Genomic DNA, 17,206 nt, shown 5'->3' on the forward strand with positions numbered 1-17,206 from the left:
TCAATAAACGGAAACTAATACAAATCATGAATAAAAGACAATTATTATTCGCTTTCTTCCTTGGGACGGCATTAGTATGGACCTCTTGTGGAAATAAAGATGCAAAAAAGCAAGGTGCAGCACAGGCTCAGGCTGAAAAAGTTGTCCCTGTCAGCTTTGGTGTCGCATCACATGAGACTGTTACAGGTACAATCAGTTATCCAGCAACAGTCAAACCGTTGAACGAAGCAGATCTATATGCGGAAGTAAGCGGCTATATCACAAAAATATATGTTTCTGACGGTGCAGTAGTTTCCGCAGGGCAAGCTCTTTATGAAATTGATGGAACACGCTACAACGCAGCTGTCCAACAAGCTAAAGCAAGCTTACAGGTCGCACAGACTGATTTGGACCGACAAAAAAGAGATTTAGCACGTTACCAGACATTGGCCGATAAAGATGCGATTGCGAAGCAGGTTTTTGACAATGCCAAATCGAGTGTTGCTGCTGCGCAGGCACAGGTTGAATCGGCTCGCGCTGCATTAGTTACTGCAAATACAAATTTATCCCGCTCAACCATACGCGCACCATTTTCGGGTACAATTGGTATCTCACAGGTACGTTTAGGTGCTTTGGTGAATCCAGGTACTACCCTGTTGAATACCTTGTCTTCAACCAGTCCAATTGCTGTTGAGTTTCAGGTAAACGAAAAGGATATTGCCAAATTTACCCAATTGCAAAGCAGCCATTCCTCTTCGGACCTTTCTCTTTTATTGCCAAATGGAAGCACTTATGAAGGCAAAGGAACGATCACAACCATTGACCGCGCAGTTGACCCTGCTACAGGAACAATCAAAGTGCGGGCTACTTTCCCGAACAATGCCAACGAATTGCGGGCTGGTATGAATATTACGATGAATGTATCAACAACCTCGGCTACAGAAGAAGTTGTTGTACCTTACAAAGCGGTCTTTGAACAGCTCGGGGTATTTAACCTTTATGCGGTGAATGATAGCAGTAAAGCCGAAATACGTCAAGTAAAATTAGGTATTAAAGCTGGTGATAAAATTGTGATTAAAGAAGGTGTCAAAGACGGTGAAAAGATTATCGTCGACGGTACCATGAATGTCCAAAATGGAGTTAAAGTAGTTGATGCTGCTGTCGCTGCCCAACAGGCTGCCAAAGGGGCACCTCAAGGAAAATAACACCATTAATTTTTTAAAGAGAATCTAAAAGATATAGAATGATTTCAGAAGTATTTATTAAGAGGCCAGTTACCGCAATCGTTATTTCGATATTGATTTCAATTATCGGGATCATTGCAGTATCCACGTTGCCAATTAGCCAGTATCCTTCTATTGCACCTCCAACAGTAACGGTTACGGCCAATTACACCGGAGCTGATGCACAGACGGTTGAACAAACCGTGACAACTCTTATCGAGAGTCAGATCAATGGTACACCTGGCATGATTTATATGTCGTCCAATAGTACGTCAAATGGTCAAGCAACAATTACGGTGACATTTGAAGTAGGTACGGATATCGATATTGCGACCTTAGACGTACAAAACCGTGTGGGAATCGCCGAACCAGCCCTTCCCGAAGCTGTGAGACGTCTGGGAATTACGACCCGTAAAGCCAATAACGATATCCTGATGTTGGTTGCCTTAACTTCACCAAAAGGAACGAGAGATGAAAATTTCTTGGCCAATTACAACAACTTATACGTTAAAGACGCGCTCTTACGTGTGAAAGGTGTCGGTGATGTAACCGCTTTTGGGCAACCATTTTCAATGCGTGTATGGCTAGATGCAAATAAATTGGCTAATCTAAGCATGACTCCGGCCGATGTATCAACAGCGATTGCGGAACAAAACTCTCGCATACCTGGTGGTAGTGTGGGTGGACGTCCACAAGAGTCTTCGACAGTATTTGAATACCCAATCATTACCGATAGCGACCTTTCAAATCCAGAAGACTTTGAAAACATCGTTGTAAAAACCAACAAAGATGGATCTATCGTACTTTTAAAGGATGTCGCACGTGTTGAACTGGGTCAATTTAATTATGGTACATCATCTACCGTAAATGGTATGACCTCATCTGCGATGATGATTAACCAGACCCCGGGAGGAAATGCCGTAGAATCTGCAGAAGGTATTGTGACAGCATTGGAAAAATTAAAGAAATCTTTTCCAACTGACGTAGATTATACCATCAGTTACGAGACAGTTTCGGTAGTAAATGCCTCAATTTCTTCGGTTATCCATACCCTAGTTGAAGCATTGATCCTGGTAACAGTGGTGGTATTTTTCTTCCTTCAAAGCTGGAGGGCAACATTAATCCCCGTATTGGCAATTCCGGTATCCATCATCGGTACATTCATCTTCTTCCTGATGTTTGGCTTTTCGGTCAACAACCTGACCATGCTCGCCTTTGTATTGGCCATTGGTATTGTGGTGGATGATGCCATCGTTGTGGTGGAAGCTGTCCAGCACTATATCGACCATTATAAGCTGGATGCAAAAGAAGCGACACGTCGTGCCATGGGCGACATTACCGCGCCGGTTATTGCAATTGCGTTAATTTTGGCAGCCGTATTCGTTCCCGTAGGTTTCATCCCTGGAATGGTCGGTAAATTGTACCAACAATTTGCCATCACGATCGCTGTGTCCGTTATGTTATCTGCATTTATTGCACTTTCGTTAACACCCGCATTATGTTCAATTTTATTAAAGCCTACAGCCGTACATGAAGGTGCAAAAGGATTGAACAAGTTTTTCTATAAGTTTAATATCTGGTTCGAAAAAGTTACCATCAGATATTCGAATGGTGTAAAACAAGCAATCAAAAAAGCACCACTGGTGTTGATTATTCTGTTGTGTATTTTTATCGGAACCGGCTGGATGTTTACAACCAAACCGACAGGGTTTATTCCTTCCGAAGATGGCGGTGCATTTTTCGCCGGTATTACATTGCCGGAAGGTTCTTCTTCTGCGCGTACCAATGAAGTTCTTAAAGAGATTGAAGCCGATCTACACAAGACTTTCCCTGAAATCAAGTATGTTACCGCAATTTCTGGTATCAATATCCTAAACCGCGCGTTTAAATCCAATGGAGCAACAGTGTTCGTTTCTCTTAAACCTTGGGAAACCCGTACACGTACTGCAAACGATATCGCTGGAATGATTATGGGTAAATACATGGGTTATACCAAAGCACGGGTATTGGCGGTAACACCGCCGGCAATTCCAGGTTTAGGTACATCTGGAGGTTTCTCTTTGCAAGTACAGGATTTACAGACTGTAAATATCAAAGATTTCGAAGCAACAGTCGGCAAATTCTTGATGGCAGCCAACCAACGTCCGGAAATTGGAATGGCCTACACGATGTTTAATACCAATTCTCCAAACTACAAATTGGAGGTCAATCGTGAACAGGCAAAACGTATGGGCGTGCCTATCTCAAGTATTTATTCGACAATATCATCCTATTTGGGAAGTAGCTATGTCAATGACTTTACAAAGTATGGTCGTAGTTACCGTGTCGTGATACAAGCTGATATTCCGTACCGTATGAATATTGAAGACATCAACAAATTGTATGTCAACAATGTTTCAGGAAACCCTGTACCGATGGGTACACTGGTCAAGTACGAATTAATGACAATGCCTTCAATCATCAACCACTACAATATCTTTAGAAGTATCGAGATTAATGGTAGTTCGGCTCCCGGTTTCTCATCTGGAGATGCATTGAAAGCTTTGCAAGAAGTGGCTGCACAAACATTACCAGAAGGTTTTGACTACCAGTTCTCCGGTCTATCTCTTCAAGAGATGCAATCCGGGTCAAAGACCATCCAAATTTTTGCCTTATGTATCCTGTTTGTGTTCTTACTATTGGCTGCCTTATACGAAAGTTGGTCTGTACCTTTCTCCATTTTGTTATCTGTACCACTAGGTGTATTTGGGGCTATATTAACCCTAACATTAATCCCTACATTGGATAATAACATCTATGCACAGATTGGTCTGGTCACCATCATTGGACTTGCTGCTAAGAATGCGATTCTAATCGTTGAGTTTGCTAAGGAACGGGTTGATATTGGGATGAACCTTTATGAAGCGACATTAGATGCTGTAAAATTGCGTTTACGACCAATTATCATGACGTCCTTTGCCTTCATCTTGGGGATTATTCCATTGATGCTATCCCATGGAGCTGGAGCAATTTCTCGCCAAACAATCGGTTGGACGGTATTTGGTGGTATGACTGCAGCCACACTCCTAGCGATCTTTATCGTTCCAGTGCTATTCGTTGTGATTACACGTATGGCATACGGTAAGAAAAAATTGGCTGAATTAGAAGCTAATTTCGATGAAGAGAAAGCGAAAAATTTAAGTTCACACTAATTATACGCTGCCTCTGTGAAGAATCCACACGGAGCTAACAGCAAGAAGCCTTTCCTTGTAACAAGGGGAAGGCTTCTTTTTTGCTCGTCCAATTATATTTTTTTATTTTTACAGCTCACTATTAAAAGTATATGTCACCTGAATCACAACGAAAATTTGAATTACTAAACCTTCTTGCCGAATCCTATGACGCGCTATTATTTGATGTCGATGGTACCCTGGCTGATAATATGGATGCACACAAGCAATCATATAAGGCTGCAGCTCAACAATACGGGGTCGAGTTGGACGTCAATTTGATTGATGAAACTGCCGGATGGCCCACTGTGGCTGTTGCAGAGGAAATCAGCAAACGCTATGGCGTAGATTTCGATTATCAAGAATTTTCAACACTAAAGTCTACCATTTTTCGAGACGAGTATGTTTTCAAGACTAAGCCTGTAGATTACGTTGTTGAACATCTAAAATATCAGAAAGGTAAAAAACACATCGCTGCCGTTTCAGGAGGAACCAGAACAACCTTATCCATGACCTTAACCACCATTGGTGTATGGGATGATTTGGAAACACTGGTTTGTGCTGGAGATACAGCTGAGGGAAAACCTTCACCCCAACCCTTTCTTTTGGCAGCGGCTCAATTGAATATTGCTCCGGAAAGATGCCTGGTCTACGAAGATGGGATTCCAGGAGTTGAAGGTGCGAAAGCCGCAGGAATGGGTTGGGTTCGCGTTGATGAAATTTAATAAATCCCGATTTGCAGACTATAAAAAAAGCCGCAGTAAACTTCAAGCTTACTGCGGCTTTTTTATAGCATTATGCTATTTAAAAACTAGTAATTATTTTCACTCCCCCGTTGCTATAGTTCAAATCGGATGATTTCAAATTTCCGATTGGAGCTTTATAATAAGGCTCTACAGAAATGGATAATTTTCCAACTTTCTGTTTCCGACCAACTGAAAAATTAATAAAGCCGTTCACACCTTTATCATCAACATTTTTGTCTTGGGATTTTTGTCTGTACTCCGTATTATTTGTTTCATAGATCGTTGCCCGTTCCTGATCCAATACACCAACATAGGATACACCGACTGAGGTATAGAAATTCTTGTTGATCGCATATCTAACATCCAATGGGATATCAACTGTTAGGATTTTACCTGAAACCCGTTCATTACTCTTTGCATCTTTTGCATCTGCTGCCCGCATCGCAAAGGAATTATTCAAATTCGATTGAGAAATATAATTTGGCGCATCTGCATTAAGAGAATTTGATCCCATTGCAGGAGTAATGGGTGAATTACCCGAAACAGCTCCATAATGTTGAATGGAAGCTCCTGAACGAAGACTTACCTTACTCGAAATATTATAAGCTAGTGCGACCCCGCCCCCCAGCGTTATACTTTCTGACGTAGAGGCAGGTGATACAAAAGCGCCCATTTCCCATTTCTTATCTTGGTTAACGTTCGTGTGTACAACACTATTCCTTGCCCCCCCTTGTTGCGCAGCATACAATTGTGATAGTTTTGCAGCATCGCGTTGTGTTTGATTAACAGGCGACATAAACCCTGAATTGGCCGAAGCAATAACGGCACTATTCGTTACAGTGGTATTTGTTGACGCGCTTACTCGTTCCACTTCACTTTCCGTTAAACCAACCTGCGCTGAAAGTGAATTATTTTTCAACTGCATGGACTGCAGCCTTCTTAAATCGGCTGATACAGCCACATCGTGGCCCCGCATTAATTGCCCAGTACTCAATACCAAGTGGTGATTGTCTAAATTTTCAGTTGAATGGTCCGTTGGCACAGAATAGGTATAGGGCTTCTTCGCCGATAATACCTCTGCACTCACAATCCTATCGCCCGTAACATCCGATAACGAACGCTGTATCGATTCCTTTAAATCCTTATGATCACCTAAAACATCTTCGCGTTCCGGCAGATGTGTTAAAACGACAGCAGGTATATCAGTCTCCACATTCGTCTTTAGCCCCCAATATCCTACACCAAAACACAATAACACAGCCGCAGCAGCACTCCAATACTTCCAATTAGAGGAACGATGTGCTGAAACGCCATAATTTGAGGCAAATTTCTCCCAGGAACCTTCTTTATAAGGTAGTTCATGGTCTTTTAATTGTCCAATGATCTCTTCTATCAATTCCTTTTTCTTATTGTCTTTCATCGTAACAACAATATTTATCTTATTTCTTGAACTACGCCTGTATAATCCAAGTATAATTTTCTAAGTTTTTGTTTCGCTCTAGTCAGATAAGTCCTTGACGTACTATCTGGTATGTTAAGCATCTGGGCAATTTCATCATGTGAATACCCCTCAATTTCATAGAGATTAAAAATAGTTTTTTGAATTTCAGGGAGCTGATCGAGCAGCCGCATAATCTCATTGACCTCCAGTCGACTGTCCAATTGTACTGCCGGTGTATGCATATCCCCTTCTCCCAAATCTTCAACCGAATAAAACTGCTTTTTACTTCGTAAAAAATCAATCGAAATATTGGCAGCAATCCGTCCTATCCATGCTCTAAACGATTTTTCGAGATTTTCATCTTCAATATCCCTATTAAATGATTCCAATTTTCGAAATACCCGAACAAAGCTTTCATTCACGAGCTCTTCCGCGTCCACATCCTGTTTTACATAACGAATAATAATAGCCATGAGATAACCATAATACTTCTTATAAACGAAAGCCTTGCCGTCTTCACGATCGCGCAAGCAACGCTCTAAGGCATCATGTAAAGATGATAGCTTCTTGTTATAAAAATATGACCGAATTATACCCACTTAAACCATTTAATTATTAAGTTTCAAACTTAGACAAATCGCCTTTCATATGCAATCAATAACACATGCTATGTAAACAATCTATCGAATTCTCCCCTTCATTATGAACGTTTTTTTCGAGGAGATAACGAAATTAAAATTATAAAACTCAAAATCAAATAGTCGAATGTCCCCTTGTAATAATATCACTATTTAACTATTTTTATCCCATATAACGGAATGCCATTTCCTTTCGCTACAGCGTTTTCAAAAAAAATCCATAAAAAGAATTGAAAAAAATGGCTATTTTTGCGTGATTTTCACATTTTAAATATTATTCATACCGAATGAGTACTGTATTATCCGAACAGGAACAACTTAGAAGACAAGCGATGCAATCGTTGTTGGATATGGGAATTGATCCATTTCCAGCAAACGAATTTGTCGTCAATGCACATGCTGCTGATATTTTAGAAAATTACGATAGAGATAAATTGAATTATAAGAACATTACCATTGCTGGACGTATCATGAGTCGTCGCGTGATGGGTAGTGCTTCATTCTTTGAAATTCAAGACTCTACCGGACGTATTCAAGCTTATATTAAGCGTGACGATGTATGTCCTGATGAGAATAAAGACCTATACAATGTCGTTTTCAAAAAGCTATTGGATATCGGAGATATCGTTGGTATCAAAGGCTATGTCTTCACAACACAAACCGAGGCTATTGCAGTACACGTAGAAGAACTTACCGTTTTATCCAAATCGCTACGTCCCCTACCTGTCGTTAAATCTGCAGAAGGTAAAACTTTTGATGCCTTTACAGACCCAGAGCAACGCTATAGAATGCGTTACGTGGATTTGATCGTAAATCCAAGTAACAAAGACATATTTATCAAACGTACGAAGCTTTTCAATGCGATGCGTCAGTTCTTTAACGACGCGGGGTATATGGAAGTAGAAACACCTGTCCTACAATCCATTCCAGGCGGTGCTGCAGCACGTCCGTTTATTACACACCATAATGCTTTAGATATTCCATTATATCTTCGTATCGCCAACGAGCTTTATTTAAAACGACTAATCGTTGGTGGATTTGATGGTGTATACGAATTTTCTAAAAACTTCCGTAATGAAGGAATGGACCGTACCCACAATCCAGAGTTCACCGCAATGGAAATTTATGTAGCCTATAAAGACTACAACTGGATGATGGACTTTACAGAACGTCTGTTAGAACATTGTGCCTTGGCTGTAAACGGTACGACTGAAGCTACCTTCGGCGAACATAAAATTGACTTCAAAGCACCGTATAAACGGATATCGATGACAGATTCCATTAAGGAATTCACTGGATTTGATATTACTGGAAAATCTGAAGACGAAATCCGTATTGCCGCCAAAGGAATGGGCATCGACGTAAACGAAACCATGGGTAAAGGCAAACTGATCGATGAAATTTTCGGTGCAAAATGTGAAGGAAACTACATCCAACCAACATTCATTACAGATTATCCAAAAGAAATGTCTCCTTTAACGAAGAAGCACAGAGATAATCCTGATTTAACCGAGCGTTTTGAGCTGATGGTTTGTGGAAAAGAGATTGCCAATGCTTATTCAGAGCTTAATGATCCAATTGATCAACGCGAACGATTTGAAGATCAATTACGCCTTTCTGAAAAAGGTGATGATGAAGCCATGTTTATTGATCAGGATTTCCTTCGTTCATTGGAATATGGAATGCCGCCGACCTCTGGACTTGGAATCGGTATGGACCGTTTAATCATGTTCTTGACCGATAATGCGTCAATCCAAGAAGTTCTTTTCTTCCCACAAATGAGACCTGAAAAAGTCGCCAAAGTAGCAGAAGTGAAAGATTATGAGGAACAAGGTATTCCTGCAGCCTGGGTTCCTGCCTTACAAAAAATGGGCTTTACAACCATTGAAGCTTTAAAAGAAGCGAATCCGAACAAGGTTTTTAATGATCTTGGTGGTATGCGTAAAAAACTGAAACTAGATATCAATATGCCAACGAAAGACGAAGTATTTGCTTGGTTCAATTAAATCGGTATCTATACTCGCTAAAAAAGCTGCCTCAATAAAATTTGAGGCAGCTTTTTTTGTTTAGAGTGATCTTGTAAAAATGTTTACAATGGTCCAATACGACCCACAAACCCCGAGATTCCTTTCTGTAGTATCTCCGATCCTATTAGATTTGTATAATCCGCTCATCGGCCTCTATATTAACAGGGAGATTACAGGGGGTTAACAGGGGGTTAACAGGGGTATAACAGGGGTAAACCCTTGTTAACCCCCTGTTATACCCCTACAATAAGTATGGTAAATCCCCGTCAATTCAGAAGCTGTTAAGAGGATAGCACGATGCTATCCAACGTAATGCTGCTAAAAAGACGCGCTATGCATTTAAGCACAGGATGTAGAACACAATTGTCACCAATATATGACTCCCGTCAATTGGAGTCATTTATTATATTTACATATCGTTAACTAAGTCAGTTTTTAGCATATGAAGAATATTCTCGCGCTTGATGGTGGTGGTATCCGGGGTATCATTCCTGCAATGGTTCTTGTCGCTCTGGAAGAGAAGTTACAAAAGCAGACCATGGATCCCAATGCACGGATTGCTTCCTACTTTGACTTTATTGCAGGTACAAGCAGCGGCGGAATTCTGACTAGCATTCTTTTGTATCCGGAAGAAGGCAATCCCGCTCATCCGAAATTTTCTGCGCGAGATGCATTAAATTTATTTGTTAATCATGGTACTGAAATTTTCAACGCTTCCAAATGGCGACGCTTTTTAGGTGGATTTGGTCTTGTCAGCGAACTCTACTCCTCCAACACATTATCAGACGTTTTGGATGAGTACTTTCAAAATGCACGATTGAGCCATCTTATCAAACCCTGTATCATCACTGCGTATAACATTGAATTGCGGAAGAATCATTTTTTTAGACAACAAAAGGCAATTACGCACGGGGAAGCACGGGATTTCTACCTTAAAGATGTCTGCAAGGCTACATCTGCTGCACCCACATTTTTTCCTGTTGCAGAGATCTATTCGCTTTCAAAAACAAGATACTCTTTGATTGATGGCGGTGTGTTTGCTCAAAACCCCTCCATATGCGGTTTACTTGAAGTTTTAAAGGCTTTTAACAGCACGCAGATAAACGACATGTTTATGGTATCCTTAGGTACGGGAATGTCAAAAACAGCTTATAATTACGAACATTTTAAGAAGAAACTTGCTATACAAATCGGTCCTGCTTTAGTTGACATTATGACAAGTGCATCTTCCGAGAGTACCGAGTTTTTTATTCGGCAACTATTTCAAAGTAACGGTAAGCAACAAAATTATCTCCGCATAGAACCAGCCAATCTATCGAGCATCAATGCATCATTGGATGCAGCCTCGCCCAATAATATACAGAAGTTGATCTCCTTATCCGATAAAATGATCAGTGAGCATGAGGATACATTGGATTATATCGTTGCGCATCTCATTAAAGAAAAGAGTCAAAATAAGAAGAAAAATCCATGGAGCCAGTTGATGGATAAGTTCTAAAAGATTACTTTTACGCATATTTTAAATCTATATGGCATTAAACTACGTTTGGGTTGCATTTTTCTTAATCACATTTGCCGTAGCCCTTGTAAAACTAATCTTTTTCGGAGATACGGAAATCTTTCAGCAAATTGTAAATTCAATCTTTGACAGTGCAAAAACAGGAGCAGAAATCTCTTTAGGACTGATCGGCATGATGAGTTTTGCACTTGGGATTATGAAAATTGGCGAAAAAGGCGGTATGATCAATATCTTCGCAAAAATCGTGGGCCCTTTTTTCCATAAACTATTCCCAGAGATACCCAAAAATCACCCTGCGCTTGGTTCTATTCTTATGAATTTCTCGGCTAATGCACTAGGATTAGATAATGCGGCAACGCCATTGGGGCTTAAAGCCATGAAAGAACTCCAGGAGCTCAATCCAAATAAGGAAACAGCTACCAATGCACAAATCATGTTTATTGTGCTCAATGCATCTAGCTTAACCCTCTTGCCTATTTCAATTATGGCTTATCGGAAAGAAGCTGGTGCACCAGATCCTTCAGATGTATTTCTGCCAATTCTGATCGCAACCTTCTTTTCCACATTGGTGGCATTAATTCTCGTTTCCATCTACCAAAAAATCAATTTATTTAACCGTGTAATTCTAGGATACCTGGGAGCAATGGGACTATTTATCGGTGGACTACTTTATTACTTTTCGGGACTGCAACAAACAGAAATTGAAATATTCAGCAAGGTATTCGGCAATCTTATTTTATTTAGCTTATTTACCTCTTTTATAGGTTTGGCTCTTTTCCGTAAAGTGAATGTATACGATTCATTTATAGAGGGTGCCAAAGAGGGCTTCGAAGTCTCTGTAAAAATAATACCCTATCTCGTCGCGATGCTTGTTGGTATCGCTGTATTTAGAGCATCAGGAACCATGGACTATATGGTCGCTGGAATTTCCAAGGCTATCGCATTATGTGGTCTAGATACATCGTTTGTAGACGCTTTACCTGTAGCCTTTATGAAACCGCTCAGTGGATCCGGTGCACGCGGACTTATGGTCGATTTGATGAATGCCAAGGGGCCAATGGACTTCGCTGCCAGGGTTGCTTGTGTTATTCAGGGATCAACAGAAACTACTTTTTATGTCCTCGCAGTATATTTTGGTGCTGTGGGAATTAAGCGTACACGGCATGCATTACCATGCGCATTATTAGCGGAATTAGCGGGTGTAATCGCAGCAATAATTATCTCATACATATTTTTTAAATAGTATACAAAACTGACCGAGAAAGGTTCTGTATTTAGATTTGAACCGATTCTTTTACATATAATTATATACTGATGAAAAAAACAATTGCACTAATAGCCCACGACGGCAAAAAACCTGAAATGGTCGCATTTGTCAAAGACCACCAGGAATTATTGGAGCGCGCCAATATCATTGCCACAGGTACTACGGGCTCTTACGTCAGACAGACAGGCTTGCCTGTGGAATTGAAATTGAGTGGCCCCATGGGTGGTGATGCACAAATCGCAGCTTTAGCGGCCGAAAGAAAAGTTGATGGTATTATTTTCTTTCGCGATCCACTAGGAAAACACGCACATGAACCAGATATTCAAATGCTCATGCGTGTATGTGATCTTTATAATGTCCCTTTGGCAACAAACCCTGCAACAGGAAGCCTCATCATTGAAGGGCTATTAGAGGACGTTGAATCATAATTTTAATCGCTTATGGACAATGAAGTAATTGTTTCAATAGGGAAAACACCCTATACAACTACCGTACAATACGGCAAGCATCAAATAACGGTTGATGAACCTGAAGATGTAGGCGGTGAAGATCAGGGCATAAACCCTACTCCACTATTACTATCCTCTTTAGGGAGCTGCAAAGCCATCACAGTCAAAATGTATGCTGACCGCAAAAACTGGCCCCTGGAAGAAGTGCTGGTGCGTTTATCTTATGAGGTACAAACAAGTGAACAGCAACAAACGACCTATATACAATGCTTTATTAGCTTTAAAGGAGATTTAGATGAGGTTCAAAAGCAGCGTTTGTTTAAAATAGCTGAAAAGTGTCCTGTTCATAAAATATTATCAAATCCTATTGTAATAACTTCAAATCATTTATAATGTTTCTTGGGATAACGGATAACACTATTTATATTTGTCCGCGCAAAAAAGACCTTTAATTTCGATAGAATCGAATAGTAAAGGTTTACTTGTCCTGCAATATAGATATTTGTAATAAAAATAAAGCAAACGATGCAATTGGATCCGCAAATAGCAATAGACTCGCCTTTTAGATCGATCAAACGGGAAGATTGGAAAAATTTAAACGGGAAGGTATTGTACAATTTCAGTGTCGAAGACCTGGAAAATCTACATGCACTGAATGAACCTTTGACAAATCAGGAAATAGAAGAAGTCTACTTTCCCTTAAGTCATCTACTTGAGATTCATATTGATCGTTTCCAGAGCCTTCACCAGCGTACAAACCGGTTCTTTGGCAAAGAAGAGAGCAAACTGCCTTATATCATTGGTATAGCTGGGTCGGTCGCTGTCGGAAAAAGTACTACTGCCCGGGTTTTGCAGCGCGTCCTAAGTTTACTCCCATCCAAACCGAAGGTTGATTTGGTGACCACAGACGGTTTTCTATACCCCAACCAACAACTTATCGAACGCGGTATTCTAAACCGAAAAGGCTTTCCTGAAAGCTATGATGCCAAAAGATTGATTCATTTTCTTTCAGCAGTGAAATCAGGGGCTCCAAAAATTGCGGTACCAGTATACAGCCACTTGGTCTATGACGTCTTGCCAGACGAGCAGCAACAAGTGATTGAACAACCCGACATCCTAATTGTAGAAGGCATAAATGTATTACAAGTCAATTCCCAACGACCACGAAAGGGACATAGCGTATTCGTTTCCGACTTTTTTGATTATTCAATCTATGTACATGCCAGCGAGAAAAATCTTATTGAATGGTATACCAATCGATTTGAATCACTGCGTGCTACGGCATTTCAAAATCCGGCTTCATTTTTCCATAAATATGCAAATATGACAGCTGATGAAAGCCATACCATGGCTGTAAATATCTGGAACGAAATTAATAAGCCCAATCTACTTAAAAACATTTTGCCGACTAGATATCGCGCGGATCTCATTTTAGAAAAAGGAAGCCACCACTTTGTTAAAAATGTCAAAGTAAGAAAGATTTAACCCTGCATTCTTGTAAACTGGAGGATTTCATTTAATATGTTGCTCTGGACCTGTTGATGTATTTTGTTGCTGGACGAGATTGTACTAACCTCAACTTTATACTTGATATAGTCTTTAGTCATATCGGCGACCTTAATTGTAAAGCCCTGGGAATGGTCTAAATTTGGATTTTTCTGAAATAATGGACTTAAATACTGTTCCAATTCCGCCACTGAAAATGAGCGATCAATCGGTAATTCAAACTTTACAACAATTTTATTTGACTTTTGAGAAGTCTTATTGACCAACGTCGCTGTAAACACCAAATTATTGGGAATCATCACAGCATCATCATCTTCATCGCGCACAACCAGATTGGCCAATGTGATATCAACAATTTTCCCCTGATATTCACCTATTTTTATGCGATCTCCTACGGAAAATTGATCCGAAAACATAATAATTAAACCGGATATCATATTCGTGATATATTCTCTAAAAATTACCGCAATTGCCATTGCGACAATTGTCATGCTGGTGATAAAATCTTTTGGATTAATACCAACCGCTATCATTAGGCTAACTATAATAAAAAAAACATTACCTACTGTAGCTACACGTGTAATTCCGAGCACAAAATTACCCCGGACAACCTGCTGTTGATTTCGACTGTTGTATAGTTTTACAAGGATAAAATGACCGATTGAGATCAGGACACTAGCTGTTAGAAAAGTATTTAAGCCGTAAGCCATATTCCGGATGACCTCCCGCTGCATATAAAAGGTTTCAAATTGAACAAATGATGCCGTTAACGCAATCAGCAGTATAATTCGTACAATAAAAGAAATTGAAATTGGTTTTGTCATTTTTTACACAAGCTTAAGTTGTCTGTCTAGTCAAATTTTAATGTCCTCCCATTCGCTATGCACGATAGTTCATGTAAAACGGCCACAAACAGGCTTGCTAAACTAAACAATTTTACTTTACGTAAAAAGCATTATCAGGAAATAGCTATCTTTGCCTAAAGACATTACATGCTATTAAATGAAGGAATCGAACGTGCAAACTGAACTTAACGTAAGCGGAATGCATTGTGCAAATTGTGCTATTTCAATCCACAAATACCTAGAAAACAACGGCGCTAAGGATATCTACGTCGATTTCGCCTCAGATGAAGTGAAATTTTCGGAGATCCCCCTGGAACAAATACCTGTGCTAGTCAAAGGTATCGAGTCTTTGGGTTACAAAGTTATTTCGGGTAAGGATAAGAAGCCTAGCTTTTGGAAATCTATTGATTTTAAGTTCCTTTGCTGCCTCATCTTCACCATACCCCTGTGGAGCCACATGTTTATGGACTTACCCATTCTGCATGATCCGTATATCCAACTTGCGCTATGTGTCCCAGTTTATATTATTGGTTTTTCCTATTTTGGAATCAGCGCATTCCGTTCCATCTGGAACAAAATGCCCAATATGGATGTACTCATCTTTGTTGGATCTACAGCTGCGTTTAGCTATAGCCTCATTGGAACATATTATAATCTAGGACATGATTACCTGTTCTACGAAACATGCGCAACAATTATAACATTGGTATTTTTGGGTAATGTCCTCGAAAAAAGAGCCGTTACCAAAACCACATCAGCAATCAAAGAGTTGGTTAAATATCAAGATATACCTGCTATTAAAATTGAAGACGACCAAGAAGTAGAGATATTAGCCCGAGACATTAAATCAGGTGATATTTTAAAGGTAAATTCCGGAAATCAGATACCTGTTGATGGCGATATTTTGGAAGGACAGGCTTGGGTGGACGAATCTATGCTAACCGGAGAAAGTCTACCTATTGAAAAACTCAAATATGATGCTGTCATTGGTGGGACGTTACTAACTGAAGGAAATATCAGAATCGTGGCGACCAAAGTTGGGTCCAAAAGTGTACTGTATCAGATTATTCAATTAATTAAAGATGCGCAAAGTAAAAAGCCACCTATTCAAAAATTCGGTGATAAAGTAGCCGCTTATTTCGTCCCAATCGTCGTTACGATATCATTTTTCACTTTTTTTATTACTTACTTTATTGCACAATTACCGCTCCAACAATCCCTCATGAATGCGATAGCTACACTTGTTGTATCTTGCCCATGCGCCATGGGGTTAGCAACACCTACAGCTGTCATGGTTGGTCTAGGAAGAGCTGCAAAAAAAGGCATACTGATCAAAGGCGGAAGCACCATTGAGGAGATGTCCGATCTCAAACAGATGGTATTTGACAAAACGGGCACCTTAACAACTGGCGATTTTAATATCAAAGCGATTCAGACCTTTGGTATTGAACAATCGCAGGTCGAATCGATCATAGCACAATTGGAGAGTTATTCGAGTCATCCGATTGCCAAGTCGATCCGAAAACAACTCAAGGAGATAAAATCTTACCGCATTATCTTCAAGGAAGTCAATGAAATAAAAGGGAAAGGGATATTTGCTACAGACACAAATGGTAATAACTATTCCATTTGCAATGCAAAACTTGGTGAAAAGGATTACTCCAATCGCTATGATCTTGCCTTAACAATCAATGGCGTTGTAATTGCTGGCATTGTATTGGAAGATCAGATTAAGCCTTATGCAAAGGAACTCATCCAGTACCTCAAAGATAAAGGGATACGCCCTATTCTTTTGAGTGGGGATCGACAAAGTAAATGTGAACGCACAGCACAAAAGCTTGGTATTGCTGATGTATACTGGGATAAGTCGCCAGAAGAAAAACTAGAGATATTGTTCAAGCTCAAAAAGAATGGTCCTACCGCAATGGTTGGCGACGGTATCAATGACGCTCCGGCATTAGCTGCTGCCGATGTTGGCATCTCGCTCGGTGATTCGACACATATTGCTATTCAATCGGCAAAGGTGGTTTTATTAAACAATGATCTCAAATCCATTGAAAAGCTGCTAAAGATTGGTCACCATACCCTATTGACAATAAAACAAAATCTATTTTGGGCCTTCGCGTACAATATTGTGGCCATACCGCTTGCGGCTGTGGGCTTTCTCGGACCTATGCTTGCAGCCTTAAGCATGGCCTTTTCAGACTTAATTGTCATAGGCAATTCGATTCGGCTCCGTTTTAAAAAAATCAAATAAAAACGATACCCCATAAGTACCAAGACAATCCATAAAAGATTGTCTTTTTTGTGTATATTAGGGCTTAAATCATTCGCTTTTGAGGTTAAATTTTTGTAAC

13 protein-coding genes are annotated in these 17,206 nt (G+C 40.0%); 10 read left to right on the forward strand and 3 right to left on the reverse strand.

Going from position 1 to position 17,206, the window contains the following annotated elements; translation table 11 throughout:
- Positions 1-26: 26 nt before the first annotated feature.
- From AACH28_RS03510 to AACH28_RS03520, 3 genes are all read left to right on the forward strand, one after another.
- A complete protein-coding gene (locus tag AACH28_RS03510; RefSeq protein ID WP_341832257.1) occupies positions 27-1,184 on the forward strand; it encodes an efflux RND transporter periplasmic adaptor subunit in 1,158 nt (385 codons plus the stop codon).
- 38 nt (positions 1,185-1,222) lie between these two features.
- Positions 1,223-4,393 (forward strand): multidrug efflux RND transporter permease subunit, encoded by a 3,171-nt coding sequence (locus AACH28_RS03515; RefSeq protein WP_341832258.1) that lies wholly within the window; start codon positions 1,223-1,225, stop codon positions 4,391-4,393.
- Between the two features lie 131 nt (positions 4,394-4,524).
- Positions 4,525-5,136 (forward strand): HAD family phosphatase, encoded by a 612-nt coding sequence (locus AACH28_RS03520; protein ID WP_153844589.1) that lies wholly within the window; start codon positions 4,525-4,527, stop codon positions 5,134-5,136.
- 79 nt (positions 5,137-5,215) lie between these two features.
- On the opposite strand, the gene AACH28_RS03525 is transcribed toward AACH28_RS03520, so the two are convergent.
- Entirely contained in the window at positions 5,216-6,577 is a 1,362-nt protein-coding gene (locus tag AACH28_RS03525; RefSeq protein ID WP_341832259.1) for a hypothetical protein, read from the reverse strand.
- Between the two features lie 14 nt (positions 6,578-6,591).
- On the reverse strand, positions 6,592-7,197 hold the full coding sequence (locus AACH28_RS03530) for an RNA polymerase sigma factor (RefSeq protein ID WP_075992756.1): 606 nt from the start codon (positions 7,195-7,197) through the stop codon (positions 6,592-6,594).
- 326 nt (positions 7,198-7,523) lie between these two features.
- Here AACH28_RS03530 and lysS point away from each other — a divergent pair, with 326 nt between their 5' ends.
- From lysS to coaA, 6 genes are all read left to right on the forward strand, one after another.
- A complete protein-coding gene (gene lysS / locus AACH28_RS03535; protein ID WP_075992757.1) occupies positions 7,524-9,242 on the forward strand; it encodes a lysine--tRNA ligase in 1,719 nt (572 codons plus the stop codon).
- Positions 9,243-9,705: 463 nt separating this feature from the next.
- On the forward strand, positions 9,706-10,761 hold the full coding sequence (locus tag AACH28_RS03540) for a patatin-like phospholipase family protein (protein WP_341832260.1): 1,056 nt from the start codon (positions 9,706-9,708) through the stop codon (positions 10,759-10,761).
- Positions 10,762-10,792: 31 nt separating this feature from the next.
- Complete coding sequence (locus AACH28_RS03545) at positions 10,793-12,025, forward strand: nucleoside recognition domain-containing protein (RefSeq protein ID WP_075992759.1); 1,233 nt, start codon at positions 10,793-10,795, stop codon at positions 12,023-12,025.
- 71 nt (positions 12,026-12,096) lie between these two features.
- Positions 12,097-12,477, forward strand: coding sequence for a methylglyoxal synthase (locus tag AACH28_RS03550; protein WP_046673562.1), 381 nt, complete (start codon positions 12,097-12,099; stop codon positions 12,475-12,477).
- A 12-nt stretch (positions 12,478-12,489) separates the two neighbouring features.
- Positions 12,490-12,891 (forward strand): OsmC family protein, encoded by a 402-nt coding sequence (locus AACH28_RS03555; RefSeq protein WP_088161689.1) that lies wholly within the window; start codon positions 12,490-12,492, stop codon positions 12,889-12,891.
- A gap of 132 nt (positions 12,892-13,023) precedes the next feature.
- The gene (coaA, locus tag AACH28_RS03560) at positions 13,024-13,983 is read left to right on the forward strand and encodes a type I pantothenate kinase (protein ID WP_341832261.1); all 960 of its coding nucleotides are present in this window, start codon (positions 13,024-13,026) and stop codon (positions 13,981-13,983) included.
- Here coaA and AACH28_RS03565 read toward each other — a convergent pair.
- Positions 13,980-14,828: a mechanosensitive ion channel domain-containing protein gene (locus AACH28_RS03565; RefSeq protein ID WP_341832262.1), complete on the reverse strand. Its 849-nt coding sequence runs from the start codon at positions 14,826-14,828 to the stop codon at positions 13,980-13,982. The two genes, coaA and AACH28_RS03565, sit on opposite strands and share 4 nt — an antisense overlap.
- 178 nt (positions 14,829-15,006) lie before the next feature.
- Here AACH28_RS03565 and AACH28_RS03570 point away from each other — a divergent pair, with 178 nt between their 5' ends.
- Positions 15,007-17,106 (forward strand): cation-translocating P-type ATPase, encoded by a 2,100-nt coding sequence (locus AACH28_RS03570; protein ID WP_341832263.1) that lies wholly within the window; start codon positions 15,007-15,009, stop codon positions 17,104-17,106.
- The last annotated feature ends 100 nt before the right edge of the window (positions 17,107-17,206 follow it).

It is taken from the genome of Sphingobacterium thalpophilum, from assembly GCF_038396785.1.
Classification (GTDB): domain Bacteria; phylum Bacteroidota; class Bacteroidia; order Sphingobacteriales; family Sphingobacteriaceae; genus Sphingobacterium; species Sphingobacterium thalpophilum_A.